Genomic DNA, 16,006 nt, shown 5'->3' on the forward strand with positions numbered 1-16,006 from the left:
CGGCGCGTTCCCCCTGCCGTGGGGAGCGCGCCCTCGTTCCTTTAAGGGATAGTGGGACAATCTTGGTTACGTTCAAGACGGCACACCGGCGCACATGCCTGATATTTTCAAAAGGAACCACATGAACCTGCGATCCACTGGGGAAACAGTGCTGTACAGCAACGAGATGTCGGAGCAGTCCCTGGCTGATTGGGTGCGTGAGGGGCCGGTGACTGTTGAGGACGGCTACGGTGGGGCCGTGTTGGGCAGTAGCGCTGACCCGGTGAAAATGGGTGCGCATGCCCATTTCCTCCTCTGGTGCCCCATTATTTTCCCGGACCGGATTCGGATTTCTTGGGACTTCCAACCCCTCGAGGGCCAGGGGCTTGCCATGCTCTTCTTTGGAGCTCAAGGCAGCGCCGGCCGCGATCTTTTTTCTCCTGAGCTTGCCCCACGCACCGGGTTCTATCCGCACTACCATTCCTCAGATATCAAAGCGCTTCACATCTCCTATCAGCGGCGTAAGTTTGCTTCCGAAAGGGCTTTCCGCACGTGTAATCTGCGCAAGAGTCCGGGGGCGCACCTTGTGGTGCAGGGCGCAGACCCGCTGCCAAGCCCGGAGGATGCAGAGGGTTTCTATCACATGGAAATCTGTAAAGATGGCCCGCAAGTCACGCTTGAGATCAACGGACTGCGGATCTTCCAATGGCTGGATGAGGACCCCGCCACCGGCCCGGGCATCGGCGGGGGATACTTGGGTTTACGCCAGATGGCACCGCTGTGGGCAGTCTATAGAAACCTCGTTGTCACCGCGTTGCACTGACGTGGACTTGACCCCACGAGTTGGCGGAAAAGTGGCTTGCCAGGGCAATGGCTCGTTGGAGGAGCAATCACGGATACCCTAGGGGAAGTGCCGGAAAACTAGCTCTCCGGCTTTTCACTCAAGGAGTGTGAACCGTGGTCAGTGCAACGGCGCCTGGGCATGTAGTGGTTGTTGGTGCGGGGATTATTGGTTTGTCCACCGCGTGGTACCTGCAGGAACAAGGCGTTAAGGTCACAGTGGTTGATAGGGGTGAAGTGGCGTCCGGTTCATCTTGGGGAAATGCTGGCTGGCTGACCCCGGCACTGACGCTTCCGCTGAGTGAACCCTCCGTGCTCAGCTATGGGCTCAAGGCCATTCTGGATCCGGCGTCCCCCCTCTACATCCCCTTTTCCACCGACCCCTTGCTGCTGAAATTCCTGCTCGGCTTTGCCCGCAACTGCACGCCCGGGAAATGGCGGGCTGCCATGAAAATTTTTGCCGAGCTTGGTCGGTCCGGGATCGACGCGTTCCAAGAACTTGCCGAGGGCACCCCGGCGCTCGCTGAGCCCACGCATCTGGCCGACCCCTTCCTGACCGGCTTCGCCTCGCTGAAGGACCGTGATGCCCTGGTTAAGGAATTTCATGTGATCCGTGAAACGGGTGGTCACGTGGACTTCACTCTCATGAGTGGGGAGGAAATCCGCCATCTGGAACCAGCCCTGGGTGCCGGAGTTGCGGCCGGCATTGCCATCCGTGACCAGCGCTTCATTGACCCGCCGAACTTCATGGCTTCCCTCGCCGAAGCCGTGATAGCCCGTGGCGCCACTGTGACCACGGCCTTCACAGTGCTCGATGTCAGGGACACCGGCAGCGGTGTTGAGGTGATTGGTTCGGCAGGGCGTTCCCTGATTGCCGACGCCGTTGTCCTCGCCACGGGTGCCTGGTTGGGGACGCTCGCACGCAAGTTTGGCGTCAAACGGGTAGTGCAGGCAGGCCGCGGCTACAGTTTCACCGTGGTCCCGGAGGCCATACCCACCCACCCCATTTACTTCCCAGCCCAACGTGTTGCCTGCACGCCCTTGGGGAACAGATTGCGCGTGGCGGGGATGATGGAGTTCCGGAACGCTGATGCACCCTTGGATGCCCGGCGTATCAAGGCCATTGTGGACGCAGCCTCACCCATGTTTACCGGTATTAACTGGGATGACCGGGCCGAGGAATGGGTGGGGTCCCGGCCCTGCACCACCGACGGTTTCCCGCTGGTGGGTGCCACCCGCTCCCCACGCGTGCACGTGGCTGGCGGGCATGGCATGTGGGGAATCGCGCTGGGCCCGCTCACGGGCAAAATGGTGGCTGCGGAGTTGACGTCCAATACCCCGCCAGCCAGCATGCGCCACTTCAACCCGTTGCGTTAGGGTGCTGGCCGCAGCTCAGTTCAAGAGTCCACATGTGACGCGACCGATTTGCGGGGTGAAGAATTTTCGGCATATTGTGTGGACATGACAAACCGTTGGTATGCGTATTTTTCGTTGGCTCTGGAGGAGCCCGCGTCTAACTGACACGCATCCATCACCTTCAGAGCCAACAGGACAGAGAATCTTTCTCTGTCCTTCGCCATTTCCAGGCGGGTTTCTGAAAAGGGGCTCGCTGCCAGCCCGCAAAAGGAACCCTCTCACATGAGCATCACAGCAGCCGCAGAATCCACCACAAACTCAGCCCCAGCCATCACAGCAAATCTGCGTGTCAGCCAATTCACGGCCCTTCCCTCACCTGCGCAACTGAGCGCAAAGCTGCCGCTCGATGCCCACACAAGCAACGTCGTCGAACGTGGCCGTGACCAGGTCCGCGCCATCATGGACGGGCTTGATGACAGGCTCCTGGTGGTAGTAGGCCCGTGCTCCATCCATGACACCAAGGCCGGTTTGGAATACGCGGCACGGCTGGCTGAAACCGCCAAGGAACACGAAGCGGACCTCTTGATTATCATGCGCGCCTACTTCGAAAAGCCCCGCACCACTGTGGGTTGGAAAGGCCTGATCAATGATCCCGCCCTGGACGGCAGTCATGATGTGGCGAAGGGGCTGGAGTTGGCGCGCGAGTTTCTGCTGAACGTGGCCGCGCTGGGGCTGCCTACCGGCACCGAATTCCTTGAGCCCATCAGCCCTCAGTACACGGCAGATTTGATCTCCTGGGGTGCCATTGGCGCCCGTACCACTGAAAGCCAGATCCACCGCCAGCTCAGCTCCGGCCTATCTATGCCGATTGGCTTCAAAAACGGCACCGATGGCGACCTGCAGGTTGCCCTTGACGCCTGCAACGCAGCCAGTGCGGCACAGTCCTTCTTGGGAATTGATGGCGACGGGCGCGCTTCTCTTGTCAGCACGGCCGGCAACCAGGACACGCACGTGATCCTGCGTGGCGGGCGCAAGGGCCCCAACTACAAGGCCGCAGAGGTGGCGGCTGCCTCCGCCAAGGCTGCCGGGTCCGGGGTGAACCCGCGCCTGATCGTGGATGCCAGCCATGCCAACTCCGGCAAGAGCCACCACCGTCAAGCAGAAGTGGCGCTGGAAATTGGGGCCCAGCTGGAAACAGGCGACTCCTCGGCGCACACCATTGCCGGTGTCATGCTTGAAAGTTTTTTGGTGGGCGGCGCCCAGAATCTCAATGTTGAGCAGGTTGCCGCTGGCGAGGCGGAGCTGACATACGGTCAAAGTGTCACGGACGCCTGCATGGACTGGGACGTCACGGCCGATGTCTTGACCAAGCTGGCGCAAGCCTCACGTGTGCGGCGCACCAGCAACCAGGTGTAGGTCAAAGCAGGGCTTGGGGCGGCGGTTTCGTGTTCTGAGGCATCGCTGGGGGCATGGAGACGCCGCTAAGCATCTCTAAACCAAGCATCTCTAAACCATGTACTGGAGAGCCATATTGTTAGGCTGGAGGTGCGCTGATAGCGTACGAAGCAGCGGAGCGTTCAACGGGCGCTGAAACCGGGGCGCAACCAGAATGGGGTGGTGGCGGAAATGATTCGGTTTCTCTTGCGCACAGCAATCAATCTTGTTGATTCATTGGTGGCAGGGCGGCTGGATTCTTGCCATTTTCATCATCGACCGTTGGTGGGCCAAGCGCCGTCGTGCCAAGACAGGCAAATAACATCCGCCCCATTCACATCGGCCCCAACAGCACCTAGAGTTAGCGTTTAGAACGCGGTTGAACCCGCGCTCTGGACGGCTAAAACCTAAGTGAAATGGACCCAACAGCCATGATGCAGGAGTCAAATCTTCAAGATGTGAATTTCCTTACGGTGCAAGAAGTTGCCGAGCTCATGCGCGTTTCAAAGATGACCGTGTACCGGATGGTGCACGCTGGAGAGCTGCCAGCAGTGCGGTTTGGGCGCTCCTATCGGGTCCCGGCAAACGCCGTCGAAAGTTATTTTCGCTCGGCAGTGGTCGATGGCACAGGGACTCATGGAAACCCCGGTTCGGCGCATACAGGGTAAAGGCGGTACCCTAGGAAAGATCCATTTTCGGCTTTGACCGATTCCTGCGATCGGTCGACCAATCGTTTACGGCCTCATTCGAGGTTGTTCTATGCAGTTTGTGAGGAACTTTCATGGGTTCAGTAGTTAAGAAGCGCCGCAAGCGGATGTCCAAGAAGAAGCACCGCAAGCAGCTTCGCAAGACGCGTCACCAGCGTCGCAATAAGAAGTAAATCTTCTTCTTTATCAAAAAAGCACCCGTTCACCCTTGTGGTGGGCGGGTGCTTTTTCATGTTCTACGCCCCAACAGTGGGAGGAGTGGTGGATTAGCGCTTGCGCATCATCGAGATGCCCTTCCAGAGGCCATAGACAACTCCGGCTCCGGTGGCTGCCTTGAGTCCCAGCGTGGCTGCACGGCGGCCCGAGCGGTAGTCATAAATGGGCCAGTTGTTCTCCTTGGCGTGCTTGCGAAGCTTTGCGTCGGGATTGATGGCCACAGGATTGCCCACGGTAGTCAGCAGCGGGATGTCATTGTAAGAATCGCTATAAGCCCAGCAGCGCGTCAGATCCAGATCTTCGCGAACCGCAAGTTCCTCAATGGCGCGGCCCTTGGCAGGTCCGTGCAGGATCTCGCCCACAAGGTGACCCGTGTAGACGCCGTCCGCTATCTCCGCGACCGTGCCCAACGCACCCGTCAGGTTCAGCCGGGAGGCAATGACGCCGGCTACTTCCACGGGGGTGGCGGTAACCAGCCACACCTGACGCCCGGACTTCAAATGTTCCTGGGTCAGCGCTTTGGTTCCGGGCCAGATCTTGGAGACGATCATCTCGTCATAGACCTCTTCGCCAAGTTGACGGATGAACTCGGTGCTGATGCCAGCGGCTAGTTTTTGTGCAGAATCCTGAACGGAGTGGACATCGTTCATATTCTCTCCGCGCAGGATGAATTTTGCCTGCTTCCACGCGAAGCCTGCCACGTCCTGCAGGGTAAATGCCCGCTTCTGATACATCTTGCGGGCTACATGGAACAGACTGGCGCCCTTCATGAGGGTATTGTCCACGTCAAAGAAGGCTGCCTCGCCTTGGTGCACTGCAGCAGTCGAGGGGGCCTCGGCACTGTTGGAAGTCACGTCGGGCATGGAATGAGTCTAGTCAATGCTTCGTGCCACCGCCTGCCACGCCACTACCTGCCGGGGGTTAACTCTGGGCAAAATCATATATTTCGCGCACGGAGAGCGCCCATGGTGCTGGGCCTACGGGTCCAGGGCCCTCCGGTAGCTTTACGTTGAGTACCGTTGTAGCTATGGAATCTATTCTCAATAACCCCGCTGCAACACCCGAGCTACCCAAAGTGCCACTCCTACAGCTTGTGACACGGTCGGGGTGCCATCTGTGTGAGAACGCACGTGAGGTGGTGGATACCATTGCCACGCAATTGCAGTTGCACTGGACCGAGGTCAGCCTGGATGACCATCCCGAACTGACTGAACGCTATGGCGAGGAGATCCCGGTTGTTCTTGTTAACGGGATCCAGCGCGACTTTTGGCACATTGACCCGATCCGCCTGGGTAACATCCTCAGCCAAGCGCTCACTGGGAACTCCTGAGGCCCTGCTGGCGGGCGCCTGCTGCCGCGTCCGCTGCCGCTTCGAGGCGACCAGGCCGTGGCTTTTGGCTCTGACCCCGCTAAGTCATAGAGTTATTGCAGGCCAGCACGGACGTTGCGGACGCATGTTCAGTATCTACGGGCGGCCTTATTTTGAGAATGTGGAGTAGTGATGTGAACCCAGCGCAGCCCGTGGAGGAGCCTGTAGCAGAGCCGGCCAGGCAGCTGCCTGCTGCCACTGTGTCCCGGTTGACCCTCTACTTGCGCACACTCAACGCGTTGCTGGCCGAAGGTGCCGAAAGTGTCTCCTCGGAAGCCTTGGCCGAGTCTGCTGGTGTGGGATCCGCCAACGTCCGCAAGGACCTGTCCTATCTGGGCTCCTACGGAATCCGCGGGGTGGGCTACGAAGTGGCCAACTTGAGCCGCAAAATTGCCCAAGCACTTGGCCTGACCCATGAATGGCGTGTTGCCATTGTGGGTGCCGGTAACTTGGGCCGCGCTCTGGCCCGCTATGCCGGGTTCGAATCACGTGGCTTTGACGTAGTTGCCCTACTTGATGCCGACGAGATGCTGGTTGGCACAGAAATTGGCTGGCTACGTGTCAGTGATGTGGGAAACCTCGAAAAAGTTGTGAGCTCCACACGGGCCAACATGGTGGTGTTGGCGCTGCCAGCGGCCGTTGCACAGTCTGTCTGTGACAGAGTGGTGGCCGCCGGCGTGCGCAGCATCCTCAGTTTTGCCCCCGTAGCCCTGAGCGTTCCCGGCAACGTGAACTTGCGCAAAGTGGATATGGCTACAGAGCTGCAAATTCTTGCCTATCATGCGCAGCGGCTCCAGGGCGCACACCTGGACGAGGACTTACCGGGCGTCTAAGCAGTGCCGCTACAGGCCCTTGCGGGCTTTGTGGGCGAGGAAGAACTCCTTGGCGGGGGATCGGTACAGCAAGAACACCGCAACAAGGCCCAGCACAATCTGAACAATTGCCACCGGATTGAGCTGTCCCAGAAGCAACAGCGAGAACAGAGCCAGCACCAAGGCAGTGGTGCGCGCACCGTTGGACCCTTTGCGAATGGCGCGAGCCAACAAGAAGTACGACGCCGTCATGACGATACTCAACACGAAGCCGAGGAACAAAATAGTGTCCAGAAGTGCCGCATCTGAGTAGACGGCGGCCAGCTCAGGGGAGGCCGCGAGAGTCTCTTGGAGGACATCGAGAACAGGTGCCTTGGCCGCTGGTACCAGCAGCACCACCAAGAGGACGAGGACGGAGAGTGCCTGCATAATTCCGGCTGTAACAATGAGCCTGCAAGCCATCCTGACCCGGGCCGGAGGTGCCAGCTGTGCGCCCCCGGGACTGGCTATGCCTGATTGGCTGACCGGCGGGCCCGGATAGGCCAACGCGGGCGGCAGATTTGCGCCGGCTTGTGCGTCCTTCACCTCCTGAGGAAGTTCCCACCCAGCGGGCGCATATTGGCCGTAACGGGGAACACCAGGGGAGATTTCGCCGTAGCTGCCAGGGATGGGCGGGCTGCTAGGGGCTGGCGGGGTTTGCTCTTGAGGCTCTTCACCGGGGGTGCTCATGGGATTGCTCTCTCAAAGGGTTCGGGCCCAATATGTGTGGGCTCAATGGGTTCAGGCACTGATCAGTTGGGGGTACAACCACTGACCAGCTGGCAGGCCCATCGCGGCCAGAGATGGAGAGGGCCGCTGCGGGTCTCATATAAACCCTACGCGACCTGCTGCGTGGCAACTATTGGAGAGAAATTTTGCCGGCAAATCCCCGCCCATCCCAAGAGCGAGGGGAGCCGGGGAGCAGAATCCACCTGACACCCCTCGGGGAGTATCCGCGCATGGGGAGGGCAGCAAAATGCCGGCCCGAAAAATCTCGGACCGGCAGGAGAACCTCCAGAAAGTAGGTTGCTCCAGATGCTTCAGTTGCATCCAGCTGCGAGGCGGTGCTATCCAGCCTTGACGAAGGCAACTTCGAGGGAAATCGTGACTTTGTCAGAGACCAGCACGCCACCTGCTTCCAGGGCAGCGTTCCAGGTCAGGCCGAATTCCTTGCGGCTGATCACGGTCTTGGCTTCGAACCCCGCGCGGGTGGCGCTGAAAGCGTCAACAGCCACGCCGCCGAACTCGCCCTTGAAACTCACAGTCTTGGAGATGCCCCGAATAGTCAGTTCCCCCGTCATCTCGAAGTCTTCTTCATCGCCGGAAACGGAGGTGGAGACAAATGTCAGTGTGGGGAAGAGATCAACATCGAAGAAGTCGGCGCCGCGGACGTGGGCGTCGCGGTTGGCGTCACCTGAGCTAAAGCTTGCGGCCGTGATGGTGGCCGTGACGGAGGCGTCGGCCAGTGTCTGGCCGAGGTTCAGGGAGCCTTCCATCTCGGTGAACTGGCCGCGAACCTTGGAAATGCCGGCATGGCGGACCATGAAGCCCACGGTGCTGTGTGAGCTATCAAGAGTCCAGAGGCCCTGGGCGAGCCCGGTTGATTCACTGATTGTTGCTGACATGTGCTGCTCCTTGAATGGTTGTGACTAAGCAATGGAACCACCTGTGGGGCGGCCGGTCACAGACTATAAGCATGCGTTTGCATCTAATATTCCCGAGTGAATGAAATTCATTCGGCTCCGGATTAACCCCTTCCGCAACAACTTTGAGAAACTGGGTACATGTCCCGAGTAACTGTGCATCTTTTGCGTCACGGCGAGGTTTTTAACCCCAATGGCGTCCTCTACGGCCGGCTCCCCGAGTTTCACCTCTCTGAGCGTGGACGAGCCATGGCGGTCATGGTGGCGGAGCACTTTGCGGCGGCCGCCAAGAACGGCGCTGGTGCACCGGTTTATCTGGTGGCCTCGCCTCTGACGCGAGCCCAGGAAACGGCGGCGCCCACGGCAGCAGCGTTGGGCCTTGAGATTGTGACTGATCCGCGCATCATTGAGGCCGAGAACCACTTCGAGGGGCTCGTTATGAGTAAAGCGGAGCTGGCCAAGCCAAAGCACTGGCCTTACTTCGTGAACCCGTTCAAGCCTTCGTGGGGTGAAGCATACTCAGCCCAAGCGCAGCGCATGCTGGAGGCGGCACGCGATGCCCGCCGTCGTGCTTTTGAAATTGGTGGAGACGGGGCCCAAGCCGTCATGGTCAGCCATCAGCTCCCCATCTGGTCCACGCGCCGCAGCGCTGAGGGCAAGCGTCTGTGGCACGATCCCCGCAATCGGGAGTGCACCCTCGCCTCCCTGACGTCATTGACGTTCGACGGCGATGATGTGGTCGATGTTGTGTACAGCGAGCCCGCTGCCGCATTACTACCAGGCGCTGCAACCACCCCCGGAGCCTGAGCGGCATACAGCTGACCATCAGCTTTTCGACATACTGTAGAACAAAATGTCATGTCTGCGCGCAGTCATGGCTTAACCATGAAATGAAAGAAACGCGTCGTGACTTCTTTGATGAGCCGTAGGGCGCTTTTTGCCGCTGGCGGGGCAGCCTTGACGGTGGCTCTGGCCGCTTGCTCGGGAAATGACCCTCTGGCGGACCAGGCCAATGCCGGAGATAACAAGAACTACATTGCCGGGGACGGCTCTGTCACGGAGTACGGGGCCGCGGACCGCAAGGATCCGGTGGCCTTCAAGGGCGTCTTGTTTGACGGCGGCACGGTGGACGCAGCTGATTTTGTGGGAAAAGTCACCGTCCTTAACTTTTGGTACGCGGCCTGTGGGCCTTGCCGCATTGAAGCCCCTGATCTGCAAGCGCTCTACACGGACTTTAAGTCTCAGGATGTGGAGTTTCTGGGCGTCAATGTTCGTGATGAAAAGGCCGCTGCAGAAGCCTTTGAGCGTAACTTCGGGCTCAGTTACCCCAGCGTTGCGGATAAGGACGGCGGGGTGCTGCTGGCCATGACCAAATATGTGCCCCCGGCCGCGGTGCCCACCACGCTCGTGTTGGATAAGTTGGGCCGCGTTTGCGCCCGCATCCTCGGTGTTGCAGAGAAGGGCACCTTGAAGGCGCTCATCAGCAGTGCGCTGACGGAAAAATAGCGGCCAACCTCCTTCATGAACAATCCATTTGCCGAGACAATTCTGAGCGGCTCCATGCTGCTGGCCATGCCGGTGGCGCTGTTGGCTGGCCTTGTCTCCTTCCTCTCGCCGTGCGTGCTGCCGCTTGTTCCCGGGTATCTGGGCTACGTCAGCGGATTGACCGGTGCCGATCTTGAAAACCAGCGCCGCGGCCGCATGTTTGCCGGGATTGGGTTATTCGTGCTCGGCTTCTCCGTGGTGTTTGTGCTTATTGGGGCCGTTTTCGGTCAGCTGGGTGCCTGGCTCATGGGGCCCGACGCCGCCTGGGTCACCCAGGTGCTGGGCGTGGTGGTGATTCTCATGGGTGTGGTGTTCCTTGGTGGGATGAGCTGGTTCCAAAGCGAAGCGAAAATTCATGCCAAGCCGCCGGCCGGCTTGTGGGGCGCACCCATTTTGGGCGTAACCTTTGGATTGGGCTGGGCACCATGCATTGGCCCCACCTTCAGTGCCGTGCAATTGCTCGCCTTCTCCGACGGTCCCAACGCGGCCAAGGGTGCGTTCCTAACCTTTATTTATTGTTTGGGGCTGGGACTGCCGTTCTTGCTCATTGCCCTCGGTGCCCGCCGCGGGCTCGGAGCCCTCGCATTTTTCCGCAGTCACCGCCGCGGGCTCCAGTATTTTGGCGGGGGCATGCTGATCCTGCTGGGTGTTTTGATGGTGTCAGGCTTGTGGGGGATCTGGATCAACGACCTGCAGCTTTGGTTCGCTAATGAAGTCAGGTTGCCAATCTAATGAAAGAGACAGTGGTGAAAGAACCCAAGGGCAAGGCGCCCAAGGCTGGTGCCAGCGAGGTGGTCCTGCCGCAGCTCGGCTTCGGCGGGATGCTCCGGTGGGCTTGGCGTCAGTTGACCAGCATGCGCACAGCCTTGTTTTTGTTGTTGATGCTGGCTGTTGCTGCTGTGCCTGGATCCCTTTTCCCGCAGCGGCCCTCCGCCCCTGCCGAAGTGACCCAGTACCTGAAGGACAACCCCGGTTCCGGTCCCATCATGGACTGGTTCAGGCTCTTTGACGTGTACTCCTCGCCGTGGTTTGCGGCCATCTACCTGCTGCTGTTCACTTCTTTGATTGGCTGTGTGCTGCCGCGCGCCAAGATCCATTGGAAGGCCATGCGCTCGGCGCCACCGCGCACCCCCAAGCGGCTTTCCCGCCTGGCAGAATACGGCACTGTCACCATCCCGGCCGGCAGCGGCATTGACGCCGAAACTGCTGTCAGGGATGCTGCGGCCGTACTGAAAGCCCGCCGTTACCGTGTTGACGTGCGTGACTTAGACACGGACCGGCCCTCAGTGGGTGCCGAAATCGGGTTCATGAAGGAAGTCGGCAACCTGATTTTCCATACAGCCATGATCGGTGTGCTGGCCGCCATCGCGTTCAGCGGTTTGTTTGGCTACAGCGGCCAACGCGTGTTGGTGGAGGGAGAAACGTTTGTCAATACCCTCACCGGGTACGACACTTTCACTCCTGGAGCCAACTTTGGTGAGGGCCGGTTGAGCCCCTACTCGGCAACACTGGACCGGCTGGTGGTCAAGTACGACCGCTCAACAGAGGCGCACTATGGCCAGCCCCTCGATTTCACCGCAACCTTGAGTGTCAAGGACGGTCCCGGCGCCGAAGCCAAGACCAAGACGTTGAAAGTCAACGAGCCGGTTGCTGTGGGCGGTACCAACCTTTACCTGGTGGGTAACGGTTATGCACCCGTTGTCACCGTCAAGGACGGCGAGGGAAATGTGGCCTTCCAGGGCCCGGTCATCACCATCCCCACCGACGGCGCCTACACCTCACTCATGGTGATCAAGGTTCCGGACGCCAAACCGAATCAGCTGGGCTTTGTTGGCTTCTTCTTGCCCACTGCGGTCTACAACGATGAGGGCGTGGCCTTCGGCTCTGACCCTGACCCTTTCAACCCGGTGCTGAACTTGAACGCCTACACGGGTGATCTCGGCTTGGACAGCGGGGTGCCGCGCAACGTTTTCACCTTGGATACTTCCGGAATGAAGGAGATCAACTCCCGCAACCTGGACGCTGGCGGCATTGTTCTGAAACCAAATCAGAGCTACACGCTCCCCGACGGCAACGGCACCATCAGCTTCGATGGCATCAAACGATTTGCTGCCTTGGATATCCGTCACGACCCGGGTCAGGCCTACGTTCTAGTATTCGCATTGTTGGCGTTGGCGGGCCTCATGGGCTCCTTGTTCTTGAACCGCCGCCGTGTCTGGGTCCGCACGGGTAACCACCCAGACGGGCGCACCATGGTGGAATTTGGTCTGCTGGCTCGCGGCGAGGACCACCGATTGGCCGGAGAATATGCGGCCATCAACAAGGCGCTGCACGCAAAATGGCTGGTGCCAATGGACGCGGCAGGGCAAAATGATGATGAGCAGATAATAATCAACGACTCCGCACAGAGCGTCACTGCGGCAAGTAAGGACCAGTAATGCCAGAGATCAATCAAAGCTTCGCCCTGCTGAGCGAGAGGCTCATGCTGCTGGCCGGTCTGGCGTATGCAGTGGCTTTTTGCGCCTATGCGTGGGATCTGTTTACTTTTAGCCAGGCAGCCAAGCGCGGCCTCGCAGCCGACACCCGTGCCACGGCCGCCGCTGCCGGTGTGGAGAAGGACGCCGTCCTGGCCGGTGTGGGTTCAGGTGCGGCTCGCGGTTCCGCAGGCCAGGATCTTGGTGCCGGTCCACAGGACCGCGGTGTGCGTCCCAGCTCCAAGACCCATGCAGGGTCTGACGGCGTCACGGCCGGGGACTCCATGCGCTACGGCAAGGAGCGGCGCGTTGTAGCCCGGGTAGCCGTGGCACTGACCATACTGGCCGCCGTGGTTCAGGGCTTTGCTGTGCTCTTCCGCGGGTTGGCGGCAGGGCGTGTGCCGTGGGGCAATATGTATGAATTCTGCACCACTGGCTCTTTTGCTGTGGCCGTAGTATTTTTGCTTGTTCTGACCCGCCGCGATCTGCGGTTCCTGGGGACCTTTGTCATTGGCCTGGTGCTGGTGATGGTGGTGGCCGCGTCCGTGGCGTTCTGGACACCTGTTGGGCACTTGGTTCCGGCACTTCAGAGCTACTGGCTGGTTATTCACGTCTCCATTGCGGTTCTGTCCTCGGCGTTCTTCACCCTCACCTTTGCCATGTCCGTGCTGCAACTTTTCCAGTCTCGGCGCGAGGCCTCTATCGCCTCGGGCAAGCCGGATAAGTTCCACGTCATGCGCCTGGTGCCGAACGCGCTGAGTCTGGAGAACCTTTCTTACCGCATCAACGGCATTGCGTTTGTTGGCTGGACACTGACGCTGATGTTCGGCTCCATCTGGGCCGAAAAGGCATGGGGCCGCTTCTGGGGCTGGGACACCAAGGAAGTCTGGACGTTCGTGATCTGGGTTGTCTACGCCGGTTACCTGCACGCCCGGGCAACCAAGGGCTGGACCGGAACCCGTGCGGCCTGGCTGTCCATTGTTGGCTACCTGTGCGTGGTCTTCAACTTCACCATTGTGAACGTGTACTTCTCCGGCCTGCACTCCTACGCCGGTGTGGGTAGCTAAGACGTAAGTGCTCCTGCGTACAGTTTGATCCTGAGTACTGTTTGACCCCGAATGGTGTGCCACTTCAACAGTGGCGCACCATTTGGCCTTTAACGGTGTGCAGGTTCGGGGCAGGGTCACACGCAGGTGAACTTCAGCGTGAAACTACTTCGTGCCGCCTTGGCGGAAGCCTGGCTTGGTGTAGGTGCGGGCCAGTAGTGCCAGCGCTATAGCGGCCACCATGAGGCCAAAATCGCGCAGAGCCACGTCGTAGAAGCCTGGGTAAGTGAGCAGGTTGACGATAATGCCTGCCAGCCAGAGCGCCACAATGTAGGCGGCGTACCGTGGGCGCAGGATCATGGCAATTGCTGCAATGATCTCCACTACGCCAATCGCCATCATGGTGCCGTGGGCGCTGAACGGGGAGACGTTCTCGATCCATGGTGCCAGGTAGTTTTCCCAATGGGTTAAGACATTGAAGAATTTGTCCACGCCCATGATCAGCGGGATGGCGATGAAGCCAACCCACAAGAGCAGGAAAGCCCCATAAGCGGGCTCGGCCTTGACGCGTGCCAGTGTCTGGGAGCTCCAACCACTGGACGGTGCGGGAATTGAATGTGTTGCCATGACTCCTCCATCTAAAAACGTGATCTATGTTTTTAGAGTGCGCTTCACGACACAACTTGTCAATAGTCCAGCAAAAAGTGGGCCGGGGCAGCTGCCCCGGCCCACGACGTGAAACTTTGATGCGAAACTACTTCGCGCTGAACTCGCTGGTCAGGGCGGTCAGGGTGCCGGTGTCCACATCTTGCGACGGGCCATTAAGGTAGCGGTCCAGCGAATCATCCATGGCATTGATCCACCGGGTGTGGTGCTTGGTGGCCATGGTGCCGGTGACCACGGATTGGTGAATCATGTCCCGGTAGCCCAGGATGTCGGTTTCCTTGTGGTGCATCCAGTCCTTGAACAGCTGCGAAACGGCGTGCAGATCAAACGGCGGGTAGTCCGTTGCGGCAATGAGCTCACGCAGGTAGTCCGACTGGAAATCCGCTTCGGCATTGTGATCCGCCAAGGCAGCCTGACGTTCCAGCCACAGCTGAATATCAGCCTCGCGCTGGGCTAGAGACGGCAGCTCGATGGCGCCCGTCATGACGTCGCGGGCAAACCATGCCTGCGCGTCAAACATGTTGAACGTGTAGTACTGATCCTGCGCGCCAAGGTAAAACAGGTTGGTGTTCTCCTGCCACACCGCGCCCTTGTAGAGATTCCCCGGGTAGAGCACATTCTTGGACGTCAGTGACAGATCGCTGGGCAGGAACGGGTACTTGTGCTGGTATCCGGTGCACAGCACGACGGCGTCAAACTCGCCGCAGGTGCCGTCGGAGAAGTGCGCGGTTTTACCCTCGAAATGGGTGACGAGCGGGCGCTCCACAGTGTTCTCGGGCCAGTCGAAGCCCATGGGGTTGCTGCGGTAGCTAAAAGTAATCGAGGCGGCGCCCATCTTGTGGGCCTGCATGCCAATGTCCTCCGCGGAGTAGCTGGCGCCAATCAGCAGCATATTCTTGCCGCTAAAGCGCTCTGCGCCGCGAAAATCGTGGGCGTGCAGAACCTCGCCGGGGAAAGAGCCAATGCCCTTGAACTCGGGGACCGTGGGGGTGGAGAAATGGCCGGAGGAGACCACGAGCTTGTCAAAGACATGATCGGTGGTGACGCCGGTGATCAGGTTCTCCACCGTCAACGTGAATTCCTGTGTGTCCTGGTTGTAGCTGGTGTGCCGGGCAACAGTATTGAACTGGACGTATTTGCGCACATCTGACTTTTCAACACGGCCCTTGATGTAATCAAAGAGGACCTCGCGGGGCGGGAAAGAGGAGATGGCGCGGCCAAAGTGTTCGTCGAAGGAGTAGTCGGAGAATTCCAGGCATTCCTTCGGGCCGTTGGACCACAGGTGGCGGTACATGCTCGAGTGCACGGGTTCACCGTGTTCATCCAAGCCAGTGCGCCAACTGCTGTTCCACTGGCCGCCCCAGTCGCTTTGCTTCTCAAAGCACATGATCTCCGGGATGTCAGCGCCGTTCTGGCTTGCTGAGTCAAAGGCACGCAACTGTGCCATGCCGCTGGGGCCTGCTCCAATGATTCCGACTCGCAATGTCATGCTTTTCTCCTCATTATTTGGATCATTTTGTCCTCGTGTCACCAGACGCTTCGAATCCATAGCTCAACAGCATGAACGGGCGGGCCGTGATCGGCGCTCCCGTGGCGGAGCATCAAGGCGCTAAGTGCGCGGGCGGCAGACTTGCTGCGGCAAAAGACCAGGCGGATGGCCGCCCGTGGTTCTGGCGGAACTTACACGCGGAAGGCGTTGTCCGGAACCTGTGTGAGGTACAAGGAGTGCACCAGGATTCGAAAAGCAGCCTGCTGCAGATCCAAAAAGTGCAGCAAACTTGTTACCTATTGCAACATTTTAGGGATAATAAGTCAAAGCGTACTGATTAGTAAGTACTTCTAATGCTTTGTTTCTGTGGGCTCCGCGAAACGGCAAAGGG

Annotated in this window: 17 protein-coding genes; 12 read left to right on the forward strand and 5 right to left on the reverse strand. The window is 59.4% G+C overall.

The window, feature by feature from the left end:
• Positions 1 to 121: 121 nt before the first annotated feature.
• The 5 genes from RY113_RS06795 to RY113_RS06815 all read left to right on the forward strand — a co-directional run bounded on the left by RY113_RS06795 (position 122) and on the right by RY113_RS06815 (position 4,489).
• Positions 122 to 802 carry a DUF1961 family protein gene (locus RY113_RS06795; RefSeq protein ID WP_110105130.1) on the forward strand — a complete coding sequence of 227 codons (681 nt, stop codon included), beginning with the start codon at positions 122 to 124 and terminating at the stop codon, positions 800 to 802.
• Positions 803 to 936: 134 nt separating this feature from the next.
• Positions 937 to 2,196 carry an FAD-binding oxidoreductase gene (locus tag RY113_RS06800; protein ID WP_110105129.1) on the forward strand — a complete coding sequence of 420 codons (1,260 nt, stop codon included), beginning with the start codon at positions 937 to 939 and terminating at the stop codon, positions 2,194 to 2,196.
• Between the two features lie 261 nt (positions 2,197 to 2,457).
• Positions 2,458 to 3,591 (forward strand): 3-deoxy-7-phosphoheptulonate synthase, encoded by a 1,134-nt coding sequence (locus tag RY113_RS06805; protein ID WP_110105128.1) that lies wholly within the window; start codon positions 2,458 to 2,460, stop codon positions 3,589 to 3,591.
• 449 nt (positions 3,592 to 4,040) lie between these two features.
• On the forward strand, positions 4,041 to 4,277 hold the full coding sequence (locus RY113_RS06810) for a helix-turn-helix domain-containing protein (protein WP_315914122.1): 237 nt from the start codon (positions 4,041 to 4,043) through the stop codon (positions 4,275 to 4,277).
• Positions 4,278 to 4,390: 113 nt separating this feature from the next.
• A complete protein-coding gene (locus RY113_RS06815; protein WP_074712200.1) occupies positions 4,391 to 4,489 on the forward strand; it encodes a 30S ribosomal protein bS22 in 99 nt (32 codons plus the stop codon).
• 93 nt (positions 4,490 to 4,582) lie between these two features.
• Here the strand turns inward: RY113_RS06815 and RY113_RS06820 are convergent, their stop codons facing one another.
• Positions 4,583 to 5,395, reverse strand: coding sequence for an HAD family phosphatase (locus tag RY113_RS06820; RefSeq protein WP_110105126.1), 813 nt, complete (start codon positions 5,393 to 5,395; stop codon positions 4,583 to 4,585).
• Positions 5,396 to 5,559: 164 nt separating this feature from the next.
• Between RY113_RS06820 and RY113_RS06825 the strand changes: the two genes are divergently transcribed.
• On the forward strand, positions 5,560 to 5,862 hold the full coding sequence (locus RY113_RS06825; protein ID WP_110105125.1) for a glutaredoxin family protein: 303 nt from the start codon (positions 5,560 to 5,562) through the stop codon (positions 5,860 to 5,862).
• A gap of 158 nt (positions 5,863 to 6,020) precedes the next feature.
• Positions 6,021 to 6,734 (forward strand): redox-sensing transcriptional repressor Rex, encoded by a 714-nt coding sequence (locus RY113_RS06830; protein WP_110105124.1) that lies wholly within the window; start codon positions 6,021 to 6,023, stop codon positions 6,732 to 6,734.
• Between the two features lie 9 nt (positions 6,735 to 6,743).
• Here the strand turns inward: RY113_RS06830 and RY113_RS06835 are convergent, their stop codons facing one another.
• Positions 6,744 to 7,442 (reverse strand): hypothetical protein, encoded by a 699-nt coding sequence (locus tag RY113_RS06835; protein ID WP_315913978.1) that lies wholly within the window; start codon positions 7,440 to 7,442, stop codon positions 6,744 to 6,746.
• A 377-nt stretch (positions 7,443 to 7,819) separates the two neighbouring features.
• A complete protein-coding gene (locus tag RY113_RS06840) occupies positions 7,820 to 8,377 on the reverse strand; it encodes a YceI family protein (RefSeq protein ID WP_315913979.1) in 558 nt (185 codons plus the stop codon).
• A gap of 159 nt (positions 8,378 to 8,536) precedes the next feature.
• On the opposite strand from RY113_RS06840, the gene RY113_RS06845 reads away from it, so the two are divergent.
• The 5 genes from RY113_RS06845 to ccsB all read left to right on the forward strand — a co-directional run bounded on the left by RY113_RS06845 (position 8,537) and on the right by ccsB (position 13,481).
• Positions 8,537 to 9,202, forward strand: a complete 666-nt coding sequence (locus RY113_RS06845; protein WP_315913980.1) for a histidine phosphatase family protein — start codon at positions 8,537 to 8,539, stop codon at positions 9,200 to 9,202.
• 111 nt (positions 9,203 to 9,313) lie between these two features.
• The gene (locus RY113_RS06850) at positions 9,314 to 9,901 is read left to right on the forward strand and encodes a TlpA disulfide reductase family protein (RefSeq protein ID WP_179442507.1); all 588 of its coding nucleotides are present in this window, start codon (positions 9,314 to 9,316) and stop codon (positions 9,899 to 9,901) included.
• 15 nt (positions 9,902 to 9,916) lie between these two features.
• The gene (locus RY113_RS06855; RefSeq protein WP_110105119.1) at positions 9,917 to 10,672 is read left to right on the forward strand and encodes a cytochrome c biogenesis CcdA family protein; all 756 of its coding nucleotides are present in this window, start codon (positions 9,917 to 9,919) and stop codon (positions 10,670 to 10,672) included.
• Positions 10,672 to 12,378: a cytochrome c biogenesis protein ResB gene (locus RY113_RS06860; RefSeq protein WP_315913981.1), complete on the forward strand. Its 1,707-nt coding sequence runs from the start codon at positions 10,672 to 10,674 to the stop codon at positions 12,376 to 12,378. The genes RY113_RS06855 and RY113_RS06860 overlap by 1 nt, the downstream gene beginning before the upstream one ends.
• Complete coding sequence (gene ccsB, locus RY113_RS06865) at positions 12,378 to 13,481, forward strand: c-type cytochrome biogenesis protein CcsB (protein WP_315913982.1); 1,104 nt, start codon at positions 12,378 to 12,380, stop codon at positions 13,479 to 13,481. The genes RY113_RS06860 and ccsB overlap by 1 nt, the downstream gene beginning before the upstream one ends.
• A gap of 144 nt (positions 13,482 to 13,625) precedes the next feature.
• On the opposite strand, the gene RY113_RS06870 is transcribed toward ccsB, so the two are convergent.
• Together RY113_RS06870 and RY113_RS06875 are read right to left on the reverse strand one after the other, a co-directional pair.
• Complete coding sequence (locus RY113_RS06870; RefSeq protein ID WP_315913983.1) at positions 13,626 to 14,087, reverse strand: hypothetical protein; 462 nt, start codon at positions 14,085 to 14,087, stop codon at positions 13,626 to 13,628.
• 127 nt (positions 14,088 to 14,214) lie between these two features.
• Entirely contained in the window at positions 14,215 to 15,615 is a 1,401-nt protein-coding gene (locus RY113_RS06875) for an NAD(P)/FAD-dependent oxidoreductase (RefSeq protein ID WP_315913984.1), read from the reverse strand.
• Positions 15,616 to 16,006 lie beyond the last annotated feature (391 nt).

It is taken from the genome of Arthrobacter sp. lap29 (genome assembly GCF_032458965.1).
Taxonomy (GTDB): Bacteria; Actinomycetota; Actinomycetes; order Actinomycetales; family Micrococcaceae; genus Specibacter; species Specibacter psychrochitiniphilus.